General features: G+C 68.4%; 18 protein-coding genes and 6 pseudogenes. 13 read left to right on the top strand and 11 right to left on the bottom strand.

Features of this window, described 5'->3' with window-relative positions:
* The first annotated feature begins 338 nt into the window (after positions 1-338).
* Both ACWCP0_RS35360 and ACWCP0_RS35365 read left to right on the top strand, forming a co-directional pair.
* Positions 339-1,550, top strand: a pseudogene (locus tag ACWCP0_RS35360) (IS3 family transposase).
* A 477-nt stretch (positions 1,551-2,027) separates the two neighbouring features.
* A complete protein-coding gene (locus ACWCP0_RS35365; RefSeq protein WP_451082845.1) occupies positions 2,028-2,585 on the top strand; it encodes a YcxB family protein in 558 nt (185 codons plus the stop codon).
* Between the two features lie 650 nt (positions 2,586-3,235).
* Here ACWCP0_RS35365 and ACWCP0_RS35370 read toward each other — a convergent pair.
* Positions 3,236-3,718 (bottom strand): hypothetical protein, encoded by a 483-nt coding sequence (locus tag ACWCP0_RS35370; RefSeq protein ID WP_451082846.1) that lies wholly within the window; start codon positions 3,716-3,718, stop codon positions 3,236-3,238.
* 750 nt (positions 3,719-4,468) lie between these two features.
* Here ACWCP0_RS35370 and ACWCP0_RS35375 point away from each other — a divergent pair.
* Entirely contained in the window at positions 4,469-5,827 is a 1,359-nt protein-coding gene (locus tag ACWCP0_RS35375; protein WP_451082847.1) for a hypothetical protein, read from the top strand.
* Here ACWCP0_RS35375 and ACWCP0_RS35380 read toward each other — a convergent pair.
* Both ACWCP0_RS35380 and ACWCP0_RS35385 read right to left on the bottom strand, forming a co-directional pair.
* The gene (locus tag ACWCP0_RS35380; protein ID WP_451082848.1) at positions 5,821-6,735 is read right to left on the bottom strand and encodes an MBL fold metallo-hydrolase; all 915 of its coding nucleotides are present in this window, start codon (positions 6,733-6,735) and stop codon (positions 5,821-5,823) included. The two genes, ACWCP0_RS35375 and ACWCP0_RS35380, sit on opposite strands and share 7 nt — an antisense overlap.
* A gap of 114 nt (positions 6,736-6,849) precedes the next feature.
* On the bottom strand, positions 6,850-7,086 hold the full coding sequence (locus tag ACWCP0_RS35385; protein WP_451082849.1) for a hypothetical protein: 237 nt from the start codon (positions 7,084-7,086) through the stop codon (positions 6,850-6,852).
* 416 nt (positions 7,087-7,502) lie between these two features.
* Between ACWCP0_RS35385 and ACWCP0_RS35390 the strand changes: the two genes are divergently transcribed.
* On the top strand, positions 7,503-10,211 hold the full coding sequence (locus ACWCP0_RS35390) for a helix-turn-helix transcriptional regulator (protein ID WP_451082850.1): 2,709 nt from the start codon (positions 7,503-7,505) through the stop codon (positions 10,209-10,211).
* A gap of 358 nt (positions 10,212-10,569) precedes the next feature.
* Here ACWCP0_RS35390 and ACWCP0_RS35395 read toward each other — a convergent pair.
* Both ACWCP0_RS35395 and ACWCP0_RS35400 read right to left on the bottom strand, forming a co-directional pair.
* Positions 10,570-10,739: pseudogene (locus ACWCP0_RS35395) on the bottom strand (IS200/IS605 family transposase); the annotation flags it as partial.
* Between the two features lie 162 nt (positions 10,740-10,901).
* Positions 10,902-11,414, bottom strand: a complete 513-nt coding sequence (locus tag ACWCP0_RS35400) for a sigma-70 family RNA polymerase sigma factor (protein WP_451082851.1) — start codon at positions 11,412-11,414, stop codon at positions 10,902-10,904.
* Between the two features lie 1,008 nt (positions 11,415-12,422).
* Here ACWCP0_RS35400 and ACWCP0_RS35405 point away from each other — a divergent pair.
* The 4 genes from ACWCP0_RS35405 to ACWCP0_RS35420 all read left to right on the top strand — a co-directional run bounded on the left by ACWCP0_RS35405 (position 12,423) and on the right by ACWCP0_RS35420 (position 16,897).
* Complete coding sequence (locus ACWCP0_RS35405) at positions 12,423-14,138, top strand: CocE/NonD family hydrolase (protein WP_451082852.1); 1,716 nt, start codon at positions 12,423-12,425, stop codon at positions 14,136-14,138.
* A 115-nt stretch (positions 14,139-14,253) separates the two neighbouring features.
* Positions 14,254-14,805, top strand: coding sequence for an amidohydrolase family protein (locus ACWCP0_RS35410; RefSeq protein WP_451082853.1), 552 nt, complete (start codon positions 14,254-14,256; stop codon positions 14,803-14,805).
* Positions 14,802-15,599, top strand: a complete 798-nt coding sequence (locus ACWCP0_RS35415; protein WP_451082854.1) for an MIP/aquaporin family protein — start codon at positions 14,802-14,804, stop codon at positions 15,597-15,599. The genes ACWCP0_RS35410 and ACWCP0_RS35415 overlap by 4 nt, the downstream gene beginning before the upstream one ends.
* Positions 15,600-15,979: 380 nt before the next feature.
* Positions 15,980-16,897, top strand: a complete 918-nt coding sequence (locus ACWCP0_RS35420) for a pirin family protein (protein ID WP_451082855.1) — start codon at positions 15,980-15,982, stop codon at positions 16,895-16,897.
* Positions 16,898-16,900: 3 nt separating this feature from the next.
* Here ACWCP0_RS35420 and ACWCP0_RS35425 read toward each other — a convergent pair.
* From ACWCP0_RS35425 to ACWCP0_RS35435, 3 genes and pseudogenes are all read right to left on the bottom strand, one after another.
* Positions 16,901-17,062: pseudogene (locus tag ACWCP0_RS35425) on the bottom strand (IS701 family transposase); the annotation flags it as partial.
* Complete coding sequence (locus tag ACWCP0_RS35430) at positions 17,010-17,204, bottom strand: hypothetical protein (protein WP_451082856.1); 195 nt, start codon at positions 17,202-17,204, stop codon at positions 17,010-17,012. The pseudogene ACWCP0_RS35425 and the gene ACWCP0_RS35430, both read right to left, overlap by 53 nt.
* A gap of 58 nt (positions 17,205-17,262) precedes the next feature.
* Positions 17,263-17,454: a hypothetical protein gene (locus tag ACWCP0_RS35435; protein ID WP_451082857.1), complete on the bottom strand. Its 192-nt coding sequence runs from the start codon at positions 17,452-17,454 to the stop codon at positions 17,263-17,265.
* 46 nt (positions 17,455-17,500) lie between these two features.
* On the opposite strand from ACWCP0_RS35435, the gene ACWCP0_RS35440 reads away from it, so the two are divergent.
* Complete coding sequence (locus ACWCP0_RS35440; protein WP_451082858.1) at positions 17,501-17,761, top strand: type II toxin-antitoxin system Phd/YefM family antitoxin; 261 nt, start codon at positions 17,501-17,503, stop codon at positions 17,759-17,761.
* The gene (locus ACWCP0_RS35445) at positions 17,758-18,003 is read left to right on the top strand and encodes a type II toxin-antitoxin system RelE family toxin (RefSeq protein ID WP_451082859.1); all 246 of its coding nucleotides are present in this window, start codon (positions 17,758-17,760) and stop codon (positions 18,001-18,003) included. Before ACWCP0_RS35440 ends, ACWCP0_RS35445 begins: the two co-directional genes overlap by 4 nt.
* A 204-nt stretch (positions 18,004-18,207) precedes the next feature.
* Here the strand turns inward: ACWCP0_RS35445 and ACWCP0_RS35450 are convergent, their stop codons facing one another.
* Positions 18,208-19,032 (bottom strand): glutamate racemase, encoded by an 825-nt coding sequence (locus ACWCP0_RS35450; RefSeq protein WP_451082860.1) that lies wholly within the window; start codon positions 19,030-19,032, stop codon positions 18,208-18,210.
* Between the two features lie 44 nt (positions 19,033-19,076).
* Positions 19,077-19,658: pseudogene (locus ACWCP0_RS35455) on the bottom strand (transposase); the annotation flags it as partial.
* Here ACWCP0_RS35455 and ACWCP0_RS35460 point away from each other — a divergent pair.
* The 3 genes and pseudogenes from ACWCP0_RS35460 to ACWCP0_RS35470 all read left to right on the top strand — a co-directional run.
* Positions 19,645-19,812, top strand: a pseudogene (locus tag ACWCP0_RS35460) (carbohydrate ABC transporter permease); the annotation flags it as partial. The pseudogenes ACWCP0_RS35455 and ACWCP0_RS35460 overlap by 14 nt on opposite strands.
* A 17-nt stretch (positions 19,813-19,829) precedes the next feature.
* Positions 19,830-20,328, top strand: a pseudogene (locus ACWCP0_RS35465) (ROK family transcriptional regulator); the annotation flags it as partial.
* 604 nt (positions 20,329-20,932) lie between these two features.
* On the top strand, positions 20,933-21,121 hold the full coding sequence (locus ACWCP0_RS35470; protein WP_451082861.1) for a hypothetical protein: 189 nt from the start codon (positions 20,933-20,935) through the stop codon (positions 21,119-21,121).
* 483 nt (positions 21,122-21,604) lie between these two features.
* On the opposite strand, the gene ACWCP0_RS35475 is transcribed toward ACWCP0_RS35470, so the two are convergent.
* Positions 21,605-22,438, bottom strand: coding sequence for a PIG-L family deacetylase (locus ACWCP0_RS35475; protein ID WP_351234192.1), 834 nt, complete (start codon positions 22,436-22,438; stop codon positions 21,605-21,607).
* Between the last annotated feature and the right edge of the window lie 775 nt (positions 22,439-23,213).

The raw sequence follows: 23,213 nt of genomic DNA on the forward strand, positions 1-23,213 counted from the left end.
CTCGGCGAGGTAGTGGGCGAGCGAGTTGAGGATCTCGTCGGCGGTTTTCACCCAGGTGAAGCGCCTCGGGTTCGCGTTCCAGGTCTCGATCCAGTCGCGGAGGTCGTTCTCCAGGGTCTGGACGGAGGTGTGGGCGCCGCGGCGGATGAGTTTGTCCGTCAGCAGGCCGACCCACCGCTCGACCTGGTTGATCCAGGAGGAGCCGGTCGGCCTGAAGTGGACGTGGAAGCGGGGGTGCCGGGCGAGCCACTTCTGGATCTCGGGGGGTCGGGCCCTGACCCTGGAGTTTGGACACCGGAGACACTTGGATCTTGATGGTCCAGGAGAACGGAGTCCCTGTGGGGATGAAGCACTATCCCGCCGAGTTCAAGGCGGACGCGGTCGCGTTGTACCGGTCCCGTCCGGGCGCGACGATCAAGTCGGTCGCCGCCGACCTCGGAGTGAACACCGAGACGCTGCGGCAACTGGATCCGGGCCGCCGATGGACGCCGCTCCGGTGCCCACTCCGCACCCGCGGCGGTGCCGCAGCCTGGCGGTGACGCGGTTCAGGCGGAGCTTGCCGCCGCACGGAAGAGGATCCGGGAACTGGAGGAGGAACGCGACATCCTCCGCAAGGCGGCCCGGTATTTCGCAGGGGAGACGCGCTGGTGAACCGCTGCCAGTTCGTTGACGATCACCAGCGCCGGTTCGGCGTGAAGCGGCTCTGCGACATCCTGGGCATCGCCCGCTCGAGCTTCTACTACTGGCGCCGCACCGCCTCGGCCCGGGCGGCTCGCCAGGCCGCCGACGACCTGCTCGCGGCCCGGATACGCAAGGTCCACGAGGACTCCGACGGCACCTACGGCGTCCCGAGGATCACCGCCGAGCTCCGCGACGAGGGCGGCCAGGCGGTCAACCACAAGCGCGTCGCGAGGATCATGCGGACCATCGGCCTCGAAGGGGTCCGCCTCAGACGCCGGCACCGCACCACCATCGCCGACCCGGCCGCGGTGAAGGCGCCGGACCTGATCGGCCGCGACTTCACCGCGACCGAGGTGAACACGAAGTCCGTCGGCGACATCACCTACCTGAGCGTCGGCGGCGGGAAGTTCTGCTACCTCGCGACCGTCATCGATCTGTGTTCACGGCGTCTGGCCGGATGGGCGATCGCCGACCACATGCGCACTGAACTCGTCACCGACGCCCTCGCTGCCGCGATCCGGACCCGCGGCAGCCTCGCCGGAGCCGTGATGCACACCGACCACGGAGCCCAGTACACGAGTCGGGCCTTCGCCGACGCCTGCCGCCTCGCCGGTGTCCGCCAGAGCATGAGCGCGATCGGCAGCAGCGCGGACAACGCCGCCGCGGAATCGTTCAACGCGACCTTCAAAAGAGAGACACTGAAGGGACGAAAGGGCTGGTCGAACGAGCGCGAAGCCCGACTCGACGCCTTCCGCTGGCTGCACCGCTACAACACCCGACGCCGACACTCCCGCCTCGGCCAGCGATCCCCGATCGCCTACGAGGACGCCTTCCACACAACATCAACTACCCTGACCCGAGCCGCATAGACGTGTTCAAACTCCGGGGTCAAGGCCCGTCGCCCAGCTGTCCCGCAGATGGGGCACCCGCCCTGTGCCGCGCGGCAAGGTCGTCTGGGCCGAAGCAGACCTTGCCCGCACATCCGGCCCCCAATCGTCCGTGCTGCCCGTCCACGCGCCAACGTCAATCAAGTGAGGGGACCGATCCCAACAAGCGGATGGAGCGCGTGCGCGCTCGGCACTCTCGGATGCGGCTCGTCGCCTGCCTCTTCTCTATGCCTCCGGCGGGTCGAGTAGTGCCGCTGGTTGGAGGAACTCGCTGGCGGTGACCGCTGGGCTGACGTTGCCGTTCAGTTCGGGTGCGGCCGCTGTGGGACATGGAGCCCTCCGACGCGGACGTGTACTTCGGGAAGGTGCTGCGGGGTTCACCGAGTGGCACCCGGTTGGCCCGGTCCCAGGCTTTGAGGGGCCGGTAGGATCCGCGGGTCGTCTTACCGGGGAGGGATCATGGCCGAGGGCCGCGAAGTCACCAACAACAGCGCGGAAGTCGCCGCCGATGTCGTGGACGAGGCGGCGGTGCAGCTGGTGTACCGCCCGCAGCCCGCCGACACACTGGTCGGTCTGCGAGTCCGGCAGCGGATCAAGCGGTGGGGGCTGCTGCTGCGGAGCGTGTTCCTCGCACTGTGGGTGGGGCAGTGGCTGGTGGGCACCATAAACCGGGGGAGTGCCGACGTGGTCTCTACCGCTCTGTTCCTGTTTGTCGTCCTGGTGGTGGGCGGCTATCCGCGGTTGCAGGCGGCCCACGTGCAGCGGCTCGTCGGATGGCAGGGCGAGTACTGCACCACCGTGTCCCCGGCCGGGATCACCACCAGCAGCGACCACAGCACGCTCATCCAGAAGTGGTCGGTCCTCCAGGGCTACCGGGAGACGCGCGGCCACTTCGTCCTGCTCAGCCGGGACCCCAACATCATGTGCCTCGAGGTCCTGCCCAAGCACGGGCTGAGCACGGCCGACGACGTCGACCGGCTGCGGGCCCTCCTGGACCGGCACACCACCCGCGTCTGACGTACAAGCGTACGTGGAAGGGGCCCGCACCGGCATCCGGGCCCGGCGGGCGCGCCGCTCGGCAACTGACTCCTGTACCGGGCCGCCGACGTACTGCTGCTCGGGCTGGCCTCGACGTCCTGCGCAAGCGCGTACTCCTCGCAGCATGATCCAGGCCGCTGCCGACACGGACAGTGACCTTTGGGCGAGCCCGCACCAAAAGTGATCCAGAACCTCGTTTCACCCGTTGCCGAGAGACACCACGACCGACAGCCGCCAACACCAGCGGCTGACCACCGGCCAAGGCACGTGGAGCGCCCGTTGCGTGGAGACACGCACGGCGGGTGCGGCGGGCGGGTCGGGGAAACGGGCTGGTCGCAGGGCCAGTACCGCGCCCCGGCCCGGCCCGGCCCAGCCGCGACCGGCGGTGACCAGTCCTCGAACCTGGCAGGCCGCGGGAGTTCCGCTGCGCTGGTCACCCCGGTGAGTGCCCGGCGGCCGCCTTTCGGCGAGCCGTTCTCGTGCGCGGTGATGTCGCGCTGGCGCAGGTGGGCCACATCGTGCTCACGGTCGGCGATGGCGAAGCTCGTCTCGGGACCGGCCGATGGCGTCCATGGGCTCGTCGGGCGGAGCCCCGGATTGGGCCTCCGGGGCTCCGCCCGAGACGGTGGTTATTTGTCCTGGTCGGCGTACCACATGTTGCTGCACTGGAGAGCGCCTCCACGGCGCAGACAGACACGGATCGCGTTCTGGTAGCCCTCGATCTGCTGGGTGTAGCGCGTCCCGTTCGAGCTGGCGGTGATGCCGCAGTAGTCGTAGCCGTTCAGCTCGTTCATGACCTGGGTGGTTGTCGACCACGTGCGGGTGGTCTGATACTTCGAGCGGTCGAGGGTCAGTATGTCGCCGGTCCTGAGGTTCGCATAGGCGCGGGCGGATCCGTTGGGGCTGCCGCTCTGTAGGTACACCGTGGTCCCGTGCAGCGTGACGGGGTAGTGCGTGCCGACATTCTTGTAGCCGATCTCCCACGTGGTGTGGCAGTGTGCGGCTGCCTGCGCGGGCTCGGCGGTGACCGCCACCGCAGAGGCGGCGAGGAGTGCGGCCGTGATCGCAGAACTGAGGCTCAGGCGTTGTCCCTTGAGACGCAAATGAATCATCCTCTCGAGTGGATCTTCATGTGGTCGAGCGCAGCTGGCTGATCTTCGACGTATCGATGTGTTCATGGCAAGCGGCTTTACAGCCCCCGGCGTGGAATGTGTGGAACGCCACGTACTTCGGCTGAATGAGCGCCATGTACCTGTCATCACCTTGATGCCGTTACCACGGGCACCCGATCGCTCTGACGGACTGACAGGTCGCTGGAGGATCTGCTCCATCGTGGCTGGTGGAAGCGGTGGTCACTCCATAGGAAACGCGCCTTCACGAAATCGCGGCCAGAACCGTTATCAAGGATCCTCATCAGGAGTCCGGACATGCCGAGCCGGCTACCCGGCCTCTGGCCGTCACGTCGACCGTGCCGAAGGCGGCGGTAACCGCCTCGACGTCCAGCTCGTCGATCCCGTCGAACACGAAAAGTCCCAGAACGATGAGTCGGCCTGCATGACCAGTGCCGTCACCGGCCACAGGCAACAACCAGCGCGGTCCGCAGTGACCTGATGGGGCGTCACTGCCGCCCATCGGGCGACGAGGCGTACGCGGTCTCACACAAGCGCAACCTCTCGCAATCGAACACTGCGGTGACGCTCCGCGACAGGTCCGCTGAGTAGGTCCGGAGCGCGGTGCCGGGATTGCTCCCGGTCCGTTTCTCCGGACCTCTCGCCGAACCCGCCGTGCGCCTCTTACGAGCGCGACAGCGGCACCGCGACACAGACCGGCGCCGCCCCGCGGACCAGGGAGGGGACGGATCGGTGAGCGTGCCCGGCACCGGGCAGCCACCGCCCGGTGACGCCCTCGGCGCCGGCATGCGCACGATCCCGGAATTCGAGGGCGTGCACGAGGTGTGGCCACGGGGCGGCCGGCTTGAGGCCGTGCGCGAGGCCGCTCTTGCCTGTCGCGAGCGCTTCCGCGGCCAGGGCCGGATCCACGCGGTGCGCAGCTTCGGCATCGCGGCCGCACCGTACCCCACCCGGTACGTCTTCCACGGTGCTGCGATCGGCCCGGACCCGTTCGTCAGCATTGTCAACCGGGTACTGGTCGTGCACTTCGACGGCTTCGACGGAGTGCCCAGGACCCTGGTCTGGGAACCCACCGTTGCCGCCGGGTCGAGCACCGCCCCCTTCTACGTCCAGCTCAGGTGCTTGGCGGGCGACTTCCTCGGCGGCCGGGTATTCGCCCGTTACTGTCATGAGCCGGAGGAGGTGCTGCCTCTGTGCGGTCTGCGTGCGGAGGACGTCGACTACGTCAGCTTCGACCATTTGCACGTGCAGGACGTCCGGCTGATCATGGGCAGCTCCAGGCCTCTGGCCGGAGGGGCGATTCCGTCCGGGCCGCTGTTCCCTCGCGCATCTCTGCTGGTGCACGGCAAGGAGCTGGGGACCTTCGCCTCGCCGCACCCGATGCAGTGGGCCTGGTACGTGGACGGCGGCATGGAGGGTGTGCCCGGGGACCGCGTCGCCGCCTTCGACGCGGACGTGGAACTCGGCGTCGGTGTGAGCCTGCTGTGGGCGCCCGGCCGCACCGACGGCAGCCGCTCGCTCGTGCTCAACGCCCCCGACGGCATCTGGGTCTCCTCGCAGAACGGTGTGGCGGCCGACGACCGGCAGCCCGAGCTCTCCCGGATTCCCGGGGTCAGGCGGCACGCGCGGTTCTTTGGGCTCGAGATCGTGCCCGACGCCAACGCCCTCGAGGACTCCCTCGACCAGTACGGCTCCATGGTCAGGGAGAAGACGCGTCCCGACCGCAGCGCCCGGGATTTGCGCTGGCTGCAGATCCTGCCGTCCTCGGAGATCGCCCGCTGGAGGCGGCAGTGGCCGGTGTGGCCCATGTACGCGCACGGCGGACTGCGCTGCGGGAGCTTTTCCGGCGAGGCCGCACAAGGCCGAGGAGAGACCCGTGACGATCGCCCCGCCCTCGGCAGGGTCGCCGCCGGGGGCGCCGGACCGGCTGTGATCGAATGGCGCGGCGCGCCCGGGCGGGCGACGGTCGTCCTCGTGCACGGCTGCCCCGGCACCGGCGCGGTGTGGCGCCCGGTCGCCGGACTGCCGGCCGTGGGCTGGCCTCTCACGTGCTGCTCACGCGTCGGCCCCGGGCCGAAGTGCGGTCAGTAATCCCAGACGGCCGGTACGAAACGGAAGGCGTTGTTGTTGACCGCCACGTGGCAGACGGACGGGAACGGCAGGTGAGTGGCCACCAGTTGCTCGCCGCGTGCCGCCAGCTCTTTCAGGAGACGGATCCGGACGCGGGCTGTCAGCTCGGGGTCGTGGTCGAAGCCGTTGTGCCACTCGGGTTTGTCGAATCCGGGCTGGAACAGGGCATCGCCGGCGAACGTCAGCCGGTCTCCGCCGGACTCCAGGCGGACGATGCTGTGGCCGGGGGTGTGCCCGCCGGTGCGCTGCATCACCACTCCTGGCGCCACCTCGTACTCCGTCTCGAACGGCCGCAACTGGCTGCGGTACACGTCCAGGAACCGCGAGGCGGTCCTTCGAAGCACGTCCGGCACCGGCGCCGGCATGACGGTGCGGGAGAAATCGGGCGCGTCCCAGAACTCGGCCTCGGCGGCCGCCAGGTGGACCCGCAGGTCCGGGCGCAGCCGGCCCCTCAGCCCGTCGACGAGCAGCCCGCCGATGTGGTCCATGTGCAGGTGGGTGAGCACCACGTCGGTCACGGATGCGGGATCGATCCCGGCGGCCTCCAGTCGCATGGCCAACTGCCCAGCTCGCGGGAAGCCCGGAAACTCCGTCCCCAGCCCGGAATCGACGAGGATGGTCCGGCCACCGCTGCGCACCACGGCCACATTCAGTGGCCAGTCGCACACCTCCGGCGGCAGGAACATGTCACCGAGCCAGGCGGTCAGGTCAGGCTTGGCGGCGTTGGGGGCCAACGTCACGGTGGGTATCGGCATCACCCCGTCGCTGATCACCATCACGTCGATGTCGCCGACCTTCAGCGCGTAGCGCGACGGAACCAATTCGTCACGCCCCGGTGCATCGGGGTGTGCGATGTGGACATGGCTCATGTTGTTCTCCTCCTGAAAGAGAGTTGACCGAAGACATCGACAGCGCCATGAGTCACACCGTCCAGTCATCCACTAGGACCGGACGGCAGCCCGATTTGTGACATTCACCCTGCTTTATCCCTCGCCTTGCCCGACGGACAGCTGGGTGACGCGGAACTCGATGAGCTGGTTGCGCAGGCCACCGTGGACGCTTACGACGACGAGGAGCAGCTCACCTGCCTCTACACGGTGCCGGCCTCTGGCGGTCGCCCGGCCCGCTGTCGCCGAGCACGGCGTCTCGCGATCCGTCATCGAGCGCGCGATCCACACAGCCGAACTTCCCCTGGGCAGCACCCGCTTCACCCAGCTCATGCAGCACCTGCGCGCCGAACAGGCACAGCACCGGGCCCGGGAACATCCGGTCATCGACTGACGCCACGCCCAGTGCGGTCGCTGTCCGGCTCCCGCGCCGGACAGCACACCGCGTACCAGGTCATCACGGCTGACAGGTACCATATGGCGTGCAATAACCATTGCCGGAGGAATCTCCACGTGCTGAGCTCGATACCCACTGTGCCGGTGACCGAACGTCCGGCCATGCCTGAGCGTTCTGCCACCACGCAGGCCGGCGGTGACAGGCGCAACGTCAGAGGGCATCGCCGGGCGGCAACCGGGACCATCTCCTCGCCGTCCGCCCCGGCCCGCACGCCTGCGCTCGCGCTGCGGGGCGGGCATCTCGAGACGCAACTGCGGGGGACCCTGCACAAACCAGGAGCAGCACGCGCGCGATGATCGGCCGGGACGAGGAGCTGCGCACCCTGCGCGGGGTGTTGTCGGACGCGGCGGCGGGGCACGGCGATGCGCTGCTGGTCCATGGCACCGCCGGCGTCGGCAAGTCGGCTCTGCTGCGCACAGTCGGCGCCGAGGCCGCGGAAAGCGGTTTCAGGGTGCTGCGCACGTCGGGCGTGGAGACCGAGCAATGGCTGCCGTTCGCCGCACTGCAACTACTGCTGCAACCAGTCGCCCGGGGTGTCGAGAACCTGCCGGCCCCACACCGGCTGGCGCTGAGCGGCGCCCTCGGCGTCACGGAGACCGAGCCCGAGATATTCCGGGTGGCACTTGCCGTACTCGAACTGCTCGCCGACGCGGCCGAACGGCAGCCGGTCCTGCTGCTCGTCGACGACCTGCAGTGGATCGATTCGTCCAGCCGGGACGTGCTCAGGTTCGTGACCCGGCGCACCCGCGACTTCGCCATACTGGCCGTCTGCGCCGCCCGGATCGACTCCTCCGACTCGTACACCCCCAGCGCGTACCCGGACCTGCGTCTGGGACCGCTCGGCCGGACGGCCGCCGCCGAGCTGCTCGACGCCGGCGCGCCCGGCCTTGCGGCGCCGCTGCGCAAACTCATCCTGGAGCGCGCCGCGGGTAATCCGCTGGCCCTGGTCGAGCTGCCCAAGGCGGTGCAGGGCATGACCGCCCAGATGGACGGCCTGCCGCTGACCCAGCGACTGGAGGACGCGTTCGCCGCGCGCAGCGACTCGGCGAGCCAGGAGTGCCGCGCGTTCCTTCTGGCCCTGGCCACCGAGCCGACCGCGCCGCTGAACCGGCTGCTGGAAGTATCCACTCACCTCTTCGGCTCGGCGGTTTCCGTGGACGCAGTGCAGGAGGCGGTCGACGCGGGTCTGGTCACCCTGGTCGGCCGTACCCCCGAGTTCCGGCATCCGCTGATGCGCTCGGCGATCTACACCCGCGCCTCCGTCGCCGACCGGCTGGCCACCCACCGCGCCCTGGCAGCGGTCATGGAGGACACCCCCGAGCGCCAGCTCGCTCACCAGGCCGCGGCCACGATCGGCCCGGATGAGGAACTGGCCGCCCGGCTCGAGCGCTTCGCCGACACGTCGCAGGCCCGGGGCAAGGTGGCGGCGGCCGTCCCGGCCCTGCGCCAGGCGGCCGAACTCGTCCACGACGCGCAGCGCCGGACCGGCATCCTGGTCCGGGCGGCCGAGCTGTCCAGCGAGATCAACGACCGCGTCCAGACCCAGATGCTGCTGGACCGCACCGATATGAGCGTGCTGGGCCCGGTGGAGCGGGCCCGCCTCCTGGTCGTGTACGACAATGCCGCATTCGAACCGGACGAACCGCACCGGCGGATCCACGACATGGTCACCGCGGCGGCCGGCGCGTTCGACGCAGGGGGGGCGGACGTCGCCGAGAACCTGCTGTGGCGTGCCGCCGCACGATGCTTCTGCCAGGACGGCGACCCACAGGTCCGCGCTCAGACCGTGGCCGAACTGGACCGGTGGGACCCCGATCCGAACGCCCCCCACGTGCTGGTGGTGCGGGCCTACGCCGAGCCGTACCGGCACGGGGCGGACGTGCTCGTACGGCTGGACGGCCTCGAGCCGGATCGTGAGGACGGCCGGATACTGCACTTCCTCGGCGACGGCGCGATGGCCATGGGCGACATCAGCCGCGCCGCCCGGTATCTGGGGCTGGCGGCCGCGGCGTGGCGGTCGCAGGGCATGCTCGGGCTGCTCGCCCGTTCGCTGGCCGCCGGCTGGCCGCGGCTGTTCCTCGGTCAGCTCGACCGGGCGCGCGAGGACTCTGCTGAAGGGCTCGCTCTGGCCGAGGAGACCGGAGAGTGGATCGTGTGGCTCGCCCTGAAGGCGGCGGCCGGCCTGGTGGCGGCGCTGCGTGGTGAGGCCGAGGAAGCAGTGCGGTCGACCCGCGAACTGCGCGCCCACAGCCTGTTCGCCGACATGCCGTTCGTCACCGTGGTGGCGCAGCAGGTCGACGGGCTGCTCGCCCTTCTCGACGGGCGCGCAACCGAGGCATACGACATTCTCGCACGCACGTTCGATACGGCCGACCCGCACTACCACTCGGTGAGCCGCTGGCTGCTCGCGCCGGACCTGGCGGACGCCGCAGTGGCCGCCGGCACCGTGGAGCACGCCCGGGAACTGCTCGCCGAACTTCCCGAGCTGGCCAGTCGGCTGCCCTCGGAAATGATGACGGTCGCGCTCGCCTACACCGACGCGGTGCTGGCTCGGGACGACACAGCGGAGGAGCGCTACGCCGCAGCGCTTACCACGTTGCCGGCGAGCTGGACGCTGTCGCGCGCCCGGCTGCACCTGCACCACGGCCGCTGGCTGCGCCGACAGCGCCGCAACGTGGACGCCCGGAACCCGCTGCGCACGGCCCGCGACGAGTTCGACCGGATCGGCGCGCAGCCCTGGGCCGAGATGGCCCGCGAGCAGCTGCGTGCCACCGGCGAGTCGAGCGGTCGGCGGCACGCGCACACCAGCGAGCAGCTGTCGGCCCAGGAAATGCAGGTGGCCGAGCTGGCGGCGCAGGGGCTGAGCAACCGGGAGATCGGCCAGCGGCTGTTCATCTCGCACCGCACCGTCGGAGCCCACCTGTACCGGATTTATCCACGCCTGGGCATCACCAGCCGGGGCAAGCTCGCCGCGGCGCTCGCCGCCCTCCAGGAGGAATGAGCCGAGGGCAACGTGCCCGACGGCCCGGGGTGAACGGCCGGCGCATGGCCGGGCTGCCCACGGTAGTTGTCGCGTCAGCCGGTCAGCAGCGTGCCGAACAGCGTCGACATCGGCGCGTCTACCTCTGTTCTTGCGCAGTGCGCCGCCCTGAAGGACTCCGTTGGCAAATGGACAGGGCGGACATCCTGGCTCTCACTCTGGCTGGGAGTGGATCACTTGACCTGCGGGTCCGTGAGTCATAGCGCCCCCCATGGCCAGCGGTTCGTCCCTTTCCCAACGGAGTCCTTCAGGGCGGTGGTGAAGCGCATCTGAAGACTGCTCTTTCCCGCACCGTAGGCAGGGGTCCGCACTGTTGACCTCAGCTCATGGGGCGCTGCTGCCGCTCGATGTACTGCTGTACGTCGCTCAGGGGAGCCCCTCCGCATGACCGGCGAAGTAGGACCCGGACCAGAAGTGGCCGCTCCACAGGTATCGGCGGACGTGCGCGTCGTACTCCTTGCGCAGGAGGCGGGCGGATACGCCCTTGAGGCCGGGGGCCGGGCTCTTCGATGCCCCGCGTATGCCGCCCCCTCCAAGTCGCTGGTGACGTGCTCGGTGGGGATGTTTTCCAGCGCCAAGATGTCGCGATAGTGGGCGGTGCTGAGGAACGCCTCCGTGAGCTGGCGATGGTCGTCGTGGTCGAAGGGCCCCTCACTCGATCTTCAGGTGTTTGCGGGCCCGGCAGACCAACTGTCGAGCGTTGCCCTCGCTGGTCTGCACGATGGCTGCCACGAGGGCGTATGGGAAGTCGAAGGCTTCCCGGAGGATGTAGGCGGCCCGTTCTGTCGGGTTCAGCTTCTCCATGAGGAAGAGAACCGCGAAACCGAGCGTCTCGTCCTGCTCGGTGCCTGCCTGTGGGTCCAGGCTCGTGTCGACGGGTTCAGGCAGCCACGGCCCAACGTAGGTTTCCCGCCGCACCTGGGCGGACTGAGCGTAGTTGATCGCCAGGCGGATGGTCATGGTCATCAGGAACGCCGTTGTGGAACGGATGCCGGACCGGTCGACGATCTGCCATCGAAGCCACACCTCCTGAACGATGTCTTCGGCCTCTGCCCTGCTACCGAGCATCCAGTAGGCGAGGCCGATGAGCTTCGGGCGCACCTTGGCGAACTGCCGCGCGGCTTCGTCAGGCGCGGCTGGGTCCGCCGGCCCAGCGTTCTGCATAGTCGTTCCTTCGGATCTTCACCGGCATGCTGCGCATCACCCGACAAGGGGCGCCTTTCGGAACAAGGAACGTTACGGCGGCTCTCGCCTTGGAACCCAAAGGGACGGGCTGCTATTAAGCATGGGTAGTTCATTAATTATATGGAGTTGAGTCAAGGTTCCCCATCGACGTGTACGCGGTCACCTCGAGGCGGTCCATTCGCCCCACTTTGGGCAGCCTTTACGCTAAATCAGCGCGAACAGCGACTTCTATTTGAAACATTTGATAGATGACAATTTCCGTCTTTACCGGAAGGTCACTCCTGGCCCGGACATCTCGTGACGTAATTGTCCTGAGTGGCGGGATCCCTCCGTATCTGCCACGGCATTACCCACACCATGCAGGATGAGCCGACAGCGAGGCGCCGGCCCGGTGACCGGATCATGATTATCGCCTCCACGGACCCCGCTGTTACCTGAAACAAACGCGGGACCATCCTCCACTCGCGTCCCGGGCCCGAACATCGGTCATCTGACTGCGCGCCGTGCACGAGGGCATGGCCAGGGGTGGCAGGAGGCCGTGAGCGAGCCCTTCGTACGCCTTCCGGACAGACCCGCGGCACGGAGCCGCGCGCGGTCCGCAGCGGGTAGGGCCCGGGCCGATCGTGTCTGCTCACAGTCACGTGACTGATGCCTGAGATCTCAACCGGCCCCAGACTCGCAATAGCCTGATCCAGCGGAGCAGGTGACGAAGTACGTGACGAAGTACCGAACCAACCGTCGCGCAATTCACGGCGCTGTGCGGGTACCGATCAGTACCCGCCAGGGGGAGACGGGAGGGGACGAATCGATGGCTCGGCCTGGCGCGCGGTCTCGACGGCCGGTTCCTCGGCCCGGTTGCACAACGCCGAATACCACCAGGACACCCTGCCGGGCTTTCAGGATCAGGCGGATTCGTCTTGATGTCTACGTCTGTGCCTGAACCGAGACCAGAGATGCAACACCAATAGCGATGAGGAGTAAGTAATTATGGTGCAGCCTGTCACAGGGTTTCCCGGGGTGACCCTGGAAAGCGATGTACGGTGCCGGTTGCGTGACGGTGTCGAACTGCTCGCGGACGTATACCGCCCGGACGCGGCAGGAGGTCCCTATCCCGTTCTGCTGCAGCGCACCCCGTACGGGAAGCAGGGCGCCCAGTCGGAGACGGCGTTCGCGCACCCGGCCTGGTATGCCCATCAGGGGTTCATCGTCGTCGTCCAGGACGTACGGGGGCGGTATGCGTCCGGGGGCGAGTTCTACCCGTTCCGTGACGAGGGCCGTGACGGCCACGACGCCGTGGAGTGGGCGGCCGGCCTGCCCGGGTCGAACGGCCGGGTGGGTATGTACGGGTTCTCCTACGCCGGGTTCACCCAGCTCCTGGCCGCGGTCGAGCAGCCGCCCAGCCTGGCCGCGATCAGCCCGGCCCTGACGGGCTCCCAGGCCTACGAGGGATGGACCCACAACAAGGGTGCCTTCGCCTACGGGTTCAACGCCTTCTGGGCCGCCTACCTGGGCATCGCCGAAGCGGTCCGGCGCGGCGACCAGGAGCGTATCGGTGCGCTCAGCGGCGCCCTGATGCACGCACCGGACAACTTCTGGATGGATCCGGAGACCTTTCCCGCTCTCGACCGGGACATCACGCCCTACTACTTCGACTGGATCGAGCACCCCACGTACGACGACTACTGGGCACGCTGGTCCATCGACAGCGACTACAGCCGCATCCAGGTGCCCGGATTGCATGTGGCCGGTCTCTACGACGTGTTCGTGTCGGGGACCAAGCGCAACTTCGTCGGACTCCGCAACGGCGCGGGCAGCCCCGAGGCCGCCGCCCGGCAGAAGTTCGTGGTGGCACCCTTCCACCACATGCCCTGGTACCCCGTCGCCCAGGTGGAGGACGGTGTCGCGGACTCCAAGGCCGTCGACGACTGTCAGGTGCGGTTCTTCACGGAGACGCTCAAGGAGACGGGCACCGGCACCTTCGAATCTGCGGTCAGTACCTACGTCCTCGGCGCGGGCTGGCGTGACTTCTCGGCCTGGCCTCCGCAAGAGGCACGGATGGAACGGCTCTTCCTGCACTCGCAGGGACGCGCCAACACCCGCTTCGGCGACGGCACCCTGGACGCCCGGACGCCGGGTGAGGAGTTGCCCGACCTCTACATCTACGACCCGAACGCGCCGGTCATGAGCGCGGGTGGCCATTCCTGCTGCGTCGAGGAACTGACGCCGATGGGCCCGGCCTGCCAGTGCCAGCGTGAGAACGTCAAGGGCGTGCTCGTCTACACGACCGCTCCGCAGGAGCGGGATGTGGACGTGGTCGGCGATGTGACACTGACCCTCTACGCGGCCTCCTCGGCCACCGACACCGACTGGACCGCGCGCCTGTGCCTGGTCGACGAGGACGGCTGCTCGCGCAACCTGCAGGAGGGCATTGTGCGGGCCGCCTTCCGCGAGTCCCTGACCACGCCCCAGCCCATCACCCCGGGCGAGGTCTACAAGTACGTCATCGATCTGGGTCCGGTGTCGGCTCGCGTTCCGGCCGGGGCACGCCTGCGCATCGACGTCACGAGTTCGGACTTCCCGCAGTGGGCGCGGAACTCCAACTCCAGTTACCCCGGCGACGGAGTGCCTCAGGTGGCCACCCAGACCGTCCTGCACACGGCGGAGTATCCCTCCCACCTCACGCTGCCGATGCTCCCTGCATAGAAGCAGCATCTCAACCGATCAAGGAACATGAGGGCTGAGTGTCCGGGTGACCCTCAGACTCCACGCGCACAAAGGCAGGGCCTCTCGGTAGCTCAGGGATGGGAATCCAAGCCGAGTGATACCGGGAGGCCCCCTTTCGCCCGCCCCCTGCACCCAGGGCGGCGGGAAGCTGACCGGCGAGGACGACATCAAGGGCATCCTGCGCCCGGGCTACTACGGCGACCTGGCCGTCCTCTCCGACGACTTCTTCACCGTGCCGGAGCAGGACATCCCGCACGTCGAGTCCCTGCCGACCCTCGCAGGCGGCCGCATCGTCCACGCTGTCGGCGAATTCGAGGGCCTGGACGAGGAGCGCCCCCGCGATCAGCCCGCAGTGGAGCTCAGTCGCTCACTTCGGCGGCTACCGGGCCACCGCCAAGCCCAGCATCTCCGGCGCCCGCCAGGCCGAACTCCACGGCCAGGCCGTCGCCGAATCCGAGCAGCACCGCCAGTGGCGCGCCCAGCGCGGATTCAACCCCGTAGAGCCCACCGAGATCTTCGACACCCGCTTCGTCCCCTGATCCCGGGACTCCAGCCCCTCACCGTCTCGCGTCGGCGGGAACACACGTGCCCGCCGACGCGGAGCGCGTTCCCCCCATCCCCCGTAACAAGAAACCCATCCCTATGAGCGACCCCAACGCACCCTCCTTGGCCTTCCGGCGCAGCTCCCAGGAGTTCCTGCTGACCTTCGTCCTGCTGTTCGGCGTGACGACCATCGTGCGGTGGGTCATCGGCCCGTCCGCGGTCTCCGAGGCGATCCCCGGAATCCGCCTGAAGCTGCTCGTCGTCGGCGTGGCCGCCGGGCTGCTGGCCACCGGGCTCATCCTCAGCCCTCCCGGCAAGCAGTCCGGCGGACACATGAACCCGGCGATCTCCTTCGCCATGTGGCGCTTCGAGGTCTTCCCCGGCGCGGCGGTGGCGCCGTACATCGTGGCCCAGCTCGCCGGATCCCTGCTCGGCGTGCTCGCGGCGCGGGGCGTGTGGGGCAGCGCCGTCGGCGCTCCTCCGGTGGCCCATGCCGCCCTGCAGCCTGCACCCGGCTGGTCGGCCACGGGGCTCTTCCTGGCGGAGACGGCGTCCACCGGCGTCATCGTGCTCCTCGTGGGGCTGTTCCTGTCGGTGCACCAGCTGACGCGCTTCATCCCCTATCTGGTGGGCGTCCTCGTCTGCCTGTGCATCGTCCTGCTGGGCACGAGCACCGGCGGCAGCCTCAATCCCGCCCGCCAGTTCGGCCCGGCGCTGGCCGCCGGGCAGTTCGGCTTCCTGTGGGTCTATCTCCTGGCCCCCATGGCCGGCGCCGTCCTGGCACCGGTAGTACGGGATCTGCTTCCCGGACGCCGCCGGGTGCCCGCCCACCAGCTGCACGACGCCGACGGGCCGCCGCTGCACAACCCCGCGACCCGGTCAACTTCTCGGCCGTAAAACGACCGAGCCTGTTGACTCAGTCATCTACGCCTTGCCGCGCTCACCGACTGCCCCCTACGGCAGGGCGGTCACAAATCGCATCCACCAGCAAAAAGGGAGGTGTTCAGGCCTTTTGTGGTACGGGTCCGTTGACGAGAACCCACGCCGAGCGTGCACGGTTGCGCACGTTGACCCCGGCGGCGTGATCGGCGGGGCCGGCGAGCCCGCACCGACGACAACAGATCCTCTTACCGCAGCCTGAACGCAGACCCGGACCGCGGGACCATCGTGTCCTGACGTACCGTCAGGCACCTCCGGACCCGACAACGTCACAGCACCCCTTATCCATCAAGAACAAACGTCGAAGTTTTGAACTACCTGTTGTGAGAAGTGCGACGATGAATGAGACCCAGGCCGAGGCCACCGTAGAGATCCTGTCCCCCCGCGACGTGCCCCTGGGGGGCCCCCGGGCGATGAACGTACGGCGCACCCTGCCGCAGCGATCCCGATCGCTGATCGGTGCGTGGTGCTTCGCCGACTACTACGGCCCGAACGAGACAGCAGTCACCGGCGGCATGGATGTCGCACCCCATCCCCACATTGGGCTCCAGACCGTCTCCTGGCTCTTCAAGGGTGAGATCGAACACCGCGACAGCCTGGGGACGCACTCGACAATCCGCCCCGGCGAGCTCAACCTCATGACCGGCGGACACGGCATCTGCCACTCGGAGGTCTCCACCGCGAGCACCGACGTCCTGCATGGCGCGCAGCTGTGGGTGGCACTCCCGGACCAGTACCGGGACACCGGCCCCGACTTCCACCACTACGTCCCGCAGGCCGCCGCCCTTGACGGAGGCGAGGTCAAGGTGTTCCTGGGCTCCCTCGCCGGTGACACCTCACCGGTCCCCACTTTCAGCCCCCTTCTCGGCGCCGAACTTCGTCTGGACCCCGGTGCGACCGTCACCCTCGCGGTCGACCCCACCTTCGAGCACGGCCTCCTCGTCAACAGTGGGGACGTCTCCCTGGCCGGCACTCGGCTGAGCCCGTCCCATCTCGGCTACCTCCCCGTCGGCAGAGACACCTTGACCGTGACCAACCACTCGGACGCACCCGCGGTGACTCTGTTGCTCGGCGGGCCCCCCTTCGGCGAGAAGATCCTCATGTGGTGGAATTTCGTCGGCCGTACCCAGGAGGACATCGAGAAGGCCCGCGAGGACTGGATGAACGGCTCCCGGTTCGGCGAGGTGATCGGGTACCCGGGAGATCCCCTTCCCGCGCCCGAACTCCCGCGGGTGCCGATGAAGCCGCGAGCCTGAGACGCCCCCGTAGACCTCGTCCCCCGCGACCCGGCCCACGCGGTGCCCGGCGTCAAGGAACCGGCCGATCATGCGGGCGGCCGGCTCCGGCTCGGTCGCGAAGACGGTGTCCTCACCCAGCCCGGCGGCCCGGCAGCGGCCCGGGTCGCACGTCCACGAGCGCGGGCTGTTGTTCCTGGCCTCCGGCCTCCTCGTCTCCGAGTTGCCACAGGCGGGGTGTGGCGGTCATGTACAGGCGTCGCAGGGACGGGATGCCGGTGTTGTCGTGGACGACCGCCCACGACTTGCTGATCTCGTGCCCGATCACGTTTCCGCATTCACGCCGCTTCCAGCCCGTCCCGCCCGGTGCCCCGGACAAGGCGGGCCTACCGGAGGTCACGGCGGTCGAGGCGGTGGCGGCGCTGGCAGTCCTCGTGCAGGCGGGTCAGGCGCTGGTGGAAGTCGGTGTGCCGTCCGGTGTGGGCGTATGCGTCGCGCAGGTCCGCGAGGAGGGGCCTGCACAGTGCCAGCTCCAGGTACAGCGCCCAGGTCGTGATCGTCCCCGGCTGCGCGGCCATAGATTGGTAGCTGCCAAGGTGTGCACACTTCGTTAAGGTGGTGTGCATGACGGAGACGACCTACTCGATCGTGGAAGCCCGCGCCCGCCTGGGCGCCATCGCGCGCGCGGTCAGCGCCACCCGTGAACCGGTCGCCATCACCGACCATGGCCAGACCGTCGCCGTACTGGTCAGCCCCGCCGACGCCCTGGAACTCCAGGAACTACGGGCCCTGGCCGCCTACCGCGCCCGCCAGGCCCGCGGCGAGGACGCCGGCATCCCGCACGACGAGGCGTACCGCCGCGTGTTCGGCGGAGCTGAGGCGTGAGCTACGAGGTCATCTGGGAGCCCGAGGCCCTCGCCCAGGCGGCGCGGTTGGCCAAGGAGGACCCCGACGGGGTACGGCAGGTGTTCACCGCGGTCGACCGCCTCGCCGACAACCCCCGGCCCGACGGCGCGTTCGGCAGCGCCGACCTGCTACGCATCCATGTCGGCCACTACCGCGTCATGTACGAGATCGACGACCGGCAGATCCGCGTCAGCGTCATCCACCTCGGCCGCGTACGCTGAGCAGCCGCACAAGGTAGTCCGTCGGCTCGTCACCGGACGCCCGGCTAGGAGGTCGCGCAGATAGGCGCGGTGGGGAGCCCTGGGCGAAACAGGCACAGGTCCTGGGCGATCAGGCAGTTGTCACGCTCTGTGATTTCCCGGGGTCTGCCGTGAACGGAGTGGCTGTACGCCTGGCCGACGAGATGGAGGGGGTCCGGGGCTTGCTCAGATCGCTGGAGCAGCCATCGAGGCGCGAGTTGCGGCAGTGATGAGAATTTCGTGGGGCACCCGCGCTGCGGCGGCAAGGGCGCGACCCACCGGGTAGGCGTGGGCGCCTGCTGGGAGATTTCCGCGGCGCCCGCTGAGTACCACGTCGATGGAGCCCGTGCTGCTGTGCGATTCCGTGGTTCTGTCCAATCGCCGAAGTGTTTGGCGGGCGACTGCCTCCGCGCTGTCGTACAGGGTGGTTCCGGTGGGCAGGCTCTGCAGTATCTCTGGCGCCACCAGGGGGTAGTGCGTGCATCCCAGCACCACGGAGTTGCAATTCTGGGGGGTCCGCTTTGCCGCGTCGGCGATCGCTTCCGCTGCTGCGGCCATGTCTCCGTGGTCGATCGCCTCGGCCAGACCAGGGCATGCGACACGCGCGACAGGCCGGCCGTTTGCGAAGTCCGCGATCAGGCGATCCTGGTAGTCACTCGCCGTGGTCCGGACGGTTGCCCACACGGCGATGCCTTGGGCGGCCGCTGCGGCCGACTTCACGGCGGGCACGGTTCCGATCACAGGCACACGGGGTTCGAAACTCTCGCGCAGAGCGTCGATCGCGGTGACGGTGGCGGTGTTGCAGGGGACCACGATGGCCTCCGCGCCCCGCTGGACGGCCAATTGGGCGGCACTGAACAGACGGTCCGTGACGAAGGAGGCCGTTCTCGATCCCCAGGGGGCGCCGTCGGGGTCCAGGAACAGAAGCAGATCGAGTTCCGGGGCGAGGTGCCGAAGCCATCCTGTGGTGGAAAGGAGGCCAAGCCCTGAGTCGATCAATGCCACCATCATGGGAGTCAAGTTACCAGCCGACCACTGGCGCAGATGGCGGTCCGTCACGGGCGGCGGCGGGGGCGGCCCTCCCAGCGGTGAGTGGTCCACGCTCGGCGGATCAGGCTGCGCACGGTGATGATGGTGTCGGCGAGGTCGAAGAAGGCGTCGATGACGGTGGCCCGGCGTTCCTAGCAGCGGGCGAGGCGGTGGAAGGCGTTCTGCCAGGCGTGGGTGCGTTCGACGTGCCACCTCTGGCTTGCCTGAAGGGGTGCCTTCTCGCCCTTGTGCGCGATGCGGCCGTGCAGGCCGCGTTCGTGGAGCAGGGTGCGGGTCTTGTCCGAGTCATAGCCGGCGTCCAGATGCACGGTGACGTCTTCGGGCAGCGGTCCCAAGTTTTCCAGGCGGTCCAGGGTCGGGGCGAGCAGCGGGGAGTCGTGACGATTCGCTCCTGCCAGCACACGGCCAAGTGGGATTCCATAACCATCCGTCATACCTGAGCGTTTCAATCCCTGTTTGCCGCGATCTACCGGTGAGCGGCCTGCGACCTCACCGCCGCCGGGGGCTTTGGTGATGGAACCGTCGACGGCGATCTGATCGAGGACGAGGCCGACGATCCGGTCGTAGGACTCTAGGTGGACGGTGTCCCTCGGCCTCGCCCAGCTCGCCAACGGCATCGAGGTCTCCAAGACCGTGCTGATGGCCGGTTCGGTGGTCCTGACGATCCCCGTGGTAGTTCTGTTCTTCGCCGCCGAGCGCCTGCTCACCGAGGGGCTCACCAGCGGCGCGGACAAGAGCTGAGGGGACGGGGAACGATCATGTCGGGGAACCAGGCGAGCGCCGGACACCTGCTGCGGCTGATCCGCCGGGGCGACGCCAACACACGCGGCGACCTGCAGAGAGCCACCGGGCTGTCGCGCTCCACCGTCGGTCTCCGGCTGGAGCAGCTGTACCGGGCCGGCTGGCTGCGTGATGTGGCGGGCACCTCGACCGGTGGCCGCCCGTCCGCCCGGATCGAGTTCGACCCGACGCACGCCGTCGTGATCGCCGTCGACCTCGAGACCCCGGCACGCCCGCGCCGCCGTACTGGACCTCGCGGGCACGGTGCTCGCGGCCCGGTCCGGAGACGTGCTGATCGGCGACGGGCCCGTCGCCGTCCTCGACACCCTGGCCGGCTGGTTCGCACCGCTGCTCGCCGAGGCGGGCGCCGAACCCACGGATGTGTGCGGCATCGGCCTGTCCGTCCCCGGACCGGTCGACTTCGCCACGGGCCGCGTGGTCCAGCCCCCGATCATGCCCGGCTGGGACGGCTTCCCCAACATCAGGCAAGGTACCGGTCCACGACGGCGGCGCAGATCCCGGGGACGGTGAAGATCTTCAAATGGGCTCATGGCCAGTTCCAGCCCATCGCCGGGCAGGTCGTCCTCCGGGTTGCGCCAGCGCAGGCCGCCCTCGATATAGATCTCGCGGCGCCGGATCGTCTCCCGCAGCGCCACCAGGACGCACAGCTCGTACGGAATGCGTTCGGTCTTCCCCTTGTCGTCGACGACCGCCTCGCGCCAGTCCTTGCGTACGACGCCGTCCATCGGCACCTCGTCGGCAGCGTCGTAGAACCGGGTCTTGCCGTCGACCTCCGCGTACTTCTCCAGCAATTTCATCGCGTCCATCACCGGCCGGTAGGCGGTGTTGTTGCACTTGATGCCCAGCGTCCTCAGCAGGGGCGGCAGCATCTGCCGGTAGTACGAGCTGTACGACGACCGAAGGGTGGTGCGGACCTTGGCCTTGAAGACCTTCTCGTTCGCCTTGGCCTCGGCCACCAGGTCGCGCAGCGTTCTCCCCAACTACCGGGTACAGCGCTGTGCGCACCGCCTCGTCCGGCTTGCCGATCGCCGCGTCGGCAAGCTTGAAGAGGATGCCCTCCTTGCCGCGGACCTTCTTCAAGCTCCGCCGTCAGCTGTTTCTCCACCCGCCGCTCGGCGCGGGCGTTGATCTTGTGGACCAGAGCCACCAGCAGCTCCACCAGCGCATCCGTGATTTCCGCCTGGCGGGAGGAGCACAGCGCCGCGAGCAGCGTGATCCGTACATCCTCGGCGGTGTCGCGGAAGTCTGAGGGGAACAGCCCCTCGGGGAGGCCAAGCTTGCGTACGTCGTTCAGCTTGGTGATCTCGGTCAGCAGCGATTCCAGACCGACCGCTCCCGGGTCGCGCTTGAGCGCGGCCAGCAGGACGGCGCCGCGCCGCCTGCGGCCGGTCGCCATAGCTGTAGGATCTCGCGGCTGGTGTCGGAGACCGCCCTCGTGACCTGCAGTTTCTTCCGCAGTCTCACGGCGTGTCGGACAGCGGAGTCTCAGCTTTGTGTCATTTCCTCGGCGGTCTGTCTTGATCGGAGCAGACCGTCGGGCTTGTGACCTGAGCTGTCGCGCGCCTTCCGAGTCGGCAGTGCGGGCACGCGTCGACGCCGTCGGCGAGGGCCTGCCGACCTGGTCGCGGGCTGCCGGAGCGGAACCCGCGTGGATAAGTCTCCGGGTGTGTGACGCGCTCGATCGCGCCGTGCAGCCGATGAGCTTTCCTGAGCTCCGCTCCGGATGGGTGGATCAGCGCAGTCCGGCGAAGAGATCGTTCTCGGGTACGGCCGCGCCGGTGGCGTCCTGGACACGTACGAAGGTCTCCATGCCCATCAACTCGCCGAACCTCTCCTTGCCCATCTTGAGGAAGAAGATGTTCTCGCCCTGGCTGGCGTGCGCGGCCAGCGCGTCGAACTTCTGACCGCTGAACGCGGTGGTGTCCACCCACGTGGTGATCTCATCGTCGAGGAGGCCGATCTCGGCCATCGCGGCGGCCTCGGCAGGATCCGGCTCCGGCATGTCCGGATGAAACTCGCGCATGATCTCCCCGAACCGCTGCATCCCTGAGCGGGGCATCGTCGTCCAGTACACCTTCGGCGTCAGCTCGGTCATCTCCAGCGCCGCCATCGTGATGCGGTGGGCCTGGATGTGATCGGGGTGGCCGTAGAAGCCGTTCTCGTCGTAGGTGACGACCACATCAGGTCGGTAGTGCCGCATGAGTTCCGCGAGTCGGGCCGCGCCTTCCTGCACGGGGGTCTGCCAGAAGGACCCGGGGGCGTCGTTGCTCGGCCAGCCCATCATCCCGGAGTCGGCATAGTCCAGCATCTCCAGATCGCTGACCTTCAGGACGTCACGGCTCGCCTCGAGTTCTTGACGGCGCATCAGGGCGACCGCCGCCGGATCGTGCCCGGGATCGCCCGGCTTGACACCCCCCGGTCCGTCACCGCAACCGCCGTCGGTACACGTCACGAGAACCGTGCGGATGCCTTCCGCCGCGTACCGCGCGAGGACCCCTCCGGTTCCGGTGGCCTCGTCGTCGGGGTGGGCGTGTACTGCCATGAGCGTCAAGGGCCGGTCAGTCATGAAACAGTCCTCCTGCAGAAATACGTCTTGGTCCGACTGCGCGGCGGGCGTACCGCTCCTGGGGCCCGGATCCTGGTGGGGCGGACGACCCTCTGGTCTCCGTGTTCCCCGCCCGTGCGGCGCCGGTCCCTCGGTCGATGCAACCGTGCCGGCCGGACCGGCTGTTCCCGGCGCGGCCGCTTGGCCTTCCAGGCGTCGGCGTTTCAACGCGAACGAGGTACAGGCGCGCCCATTGTCCTGTCCCACTGCGTCTGGCGTGCGGTGGGCTGCTGACCTGCGCGGTTGCCAGGTCGTTTGAGAGCGCCAGTGGGCAGCGCTCTCAAACGACCTGGACTTCGCGGAAGTCTCGTTCGTGATAGATGGAGGGAGCGCCGTCAAAATCGCCAACGGTATCCGTCGGAGATCGCCGTCTCCGTGGTGCTGCGATGTGGAAAGCCCCGAACCCGCCCTCGCCGCCTCGGATCTGCACGTGGTGATGTGCTGTGCGATGTGCACCGTTACCTGTACGCGGTACTGAGCTGCACTGTTAATTGGGGAGTCGAACCCCCGCGTTGCTCTTCACGCGCCAGGAGTGGGCTGGAAAACCGCCAGCCCTCGGTGTGTGCACGCCTCCGAAGCTGCTACCTGCTCCACATCATCCCAGCTTGCTGGACTACTCAGTCCAGCAAATCGACCTCCCAGTTCTCGGCAACGGGTGAAACGAGGGCCACGGACGGCGGATGAAAAGTGAGCCACTCTGCGATCTCTTGATCATCCTGACTTCACTGGTTCTGAA

Source organism: Streptomyces sp. NPDC001970 (genome assembly GCF_053594115.1).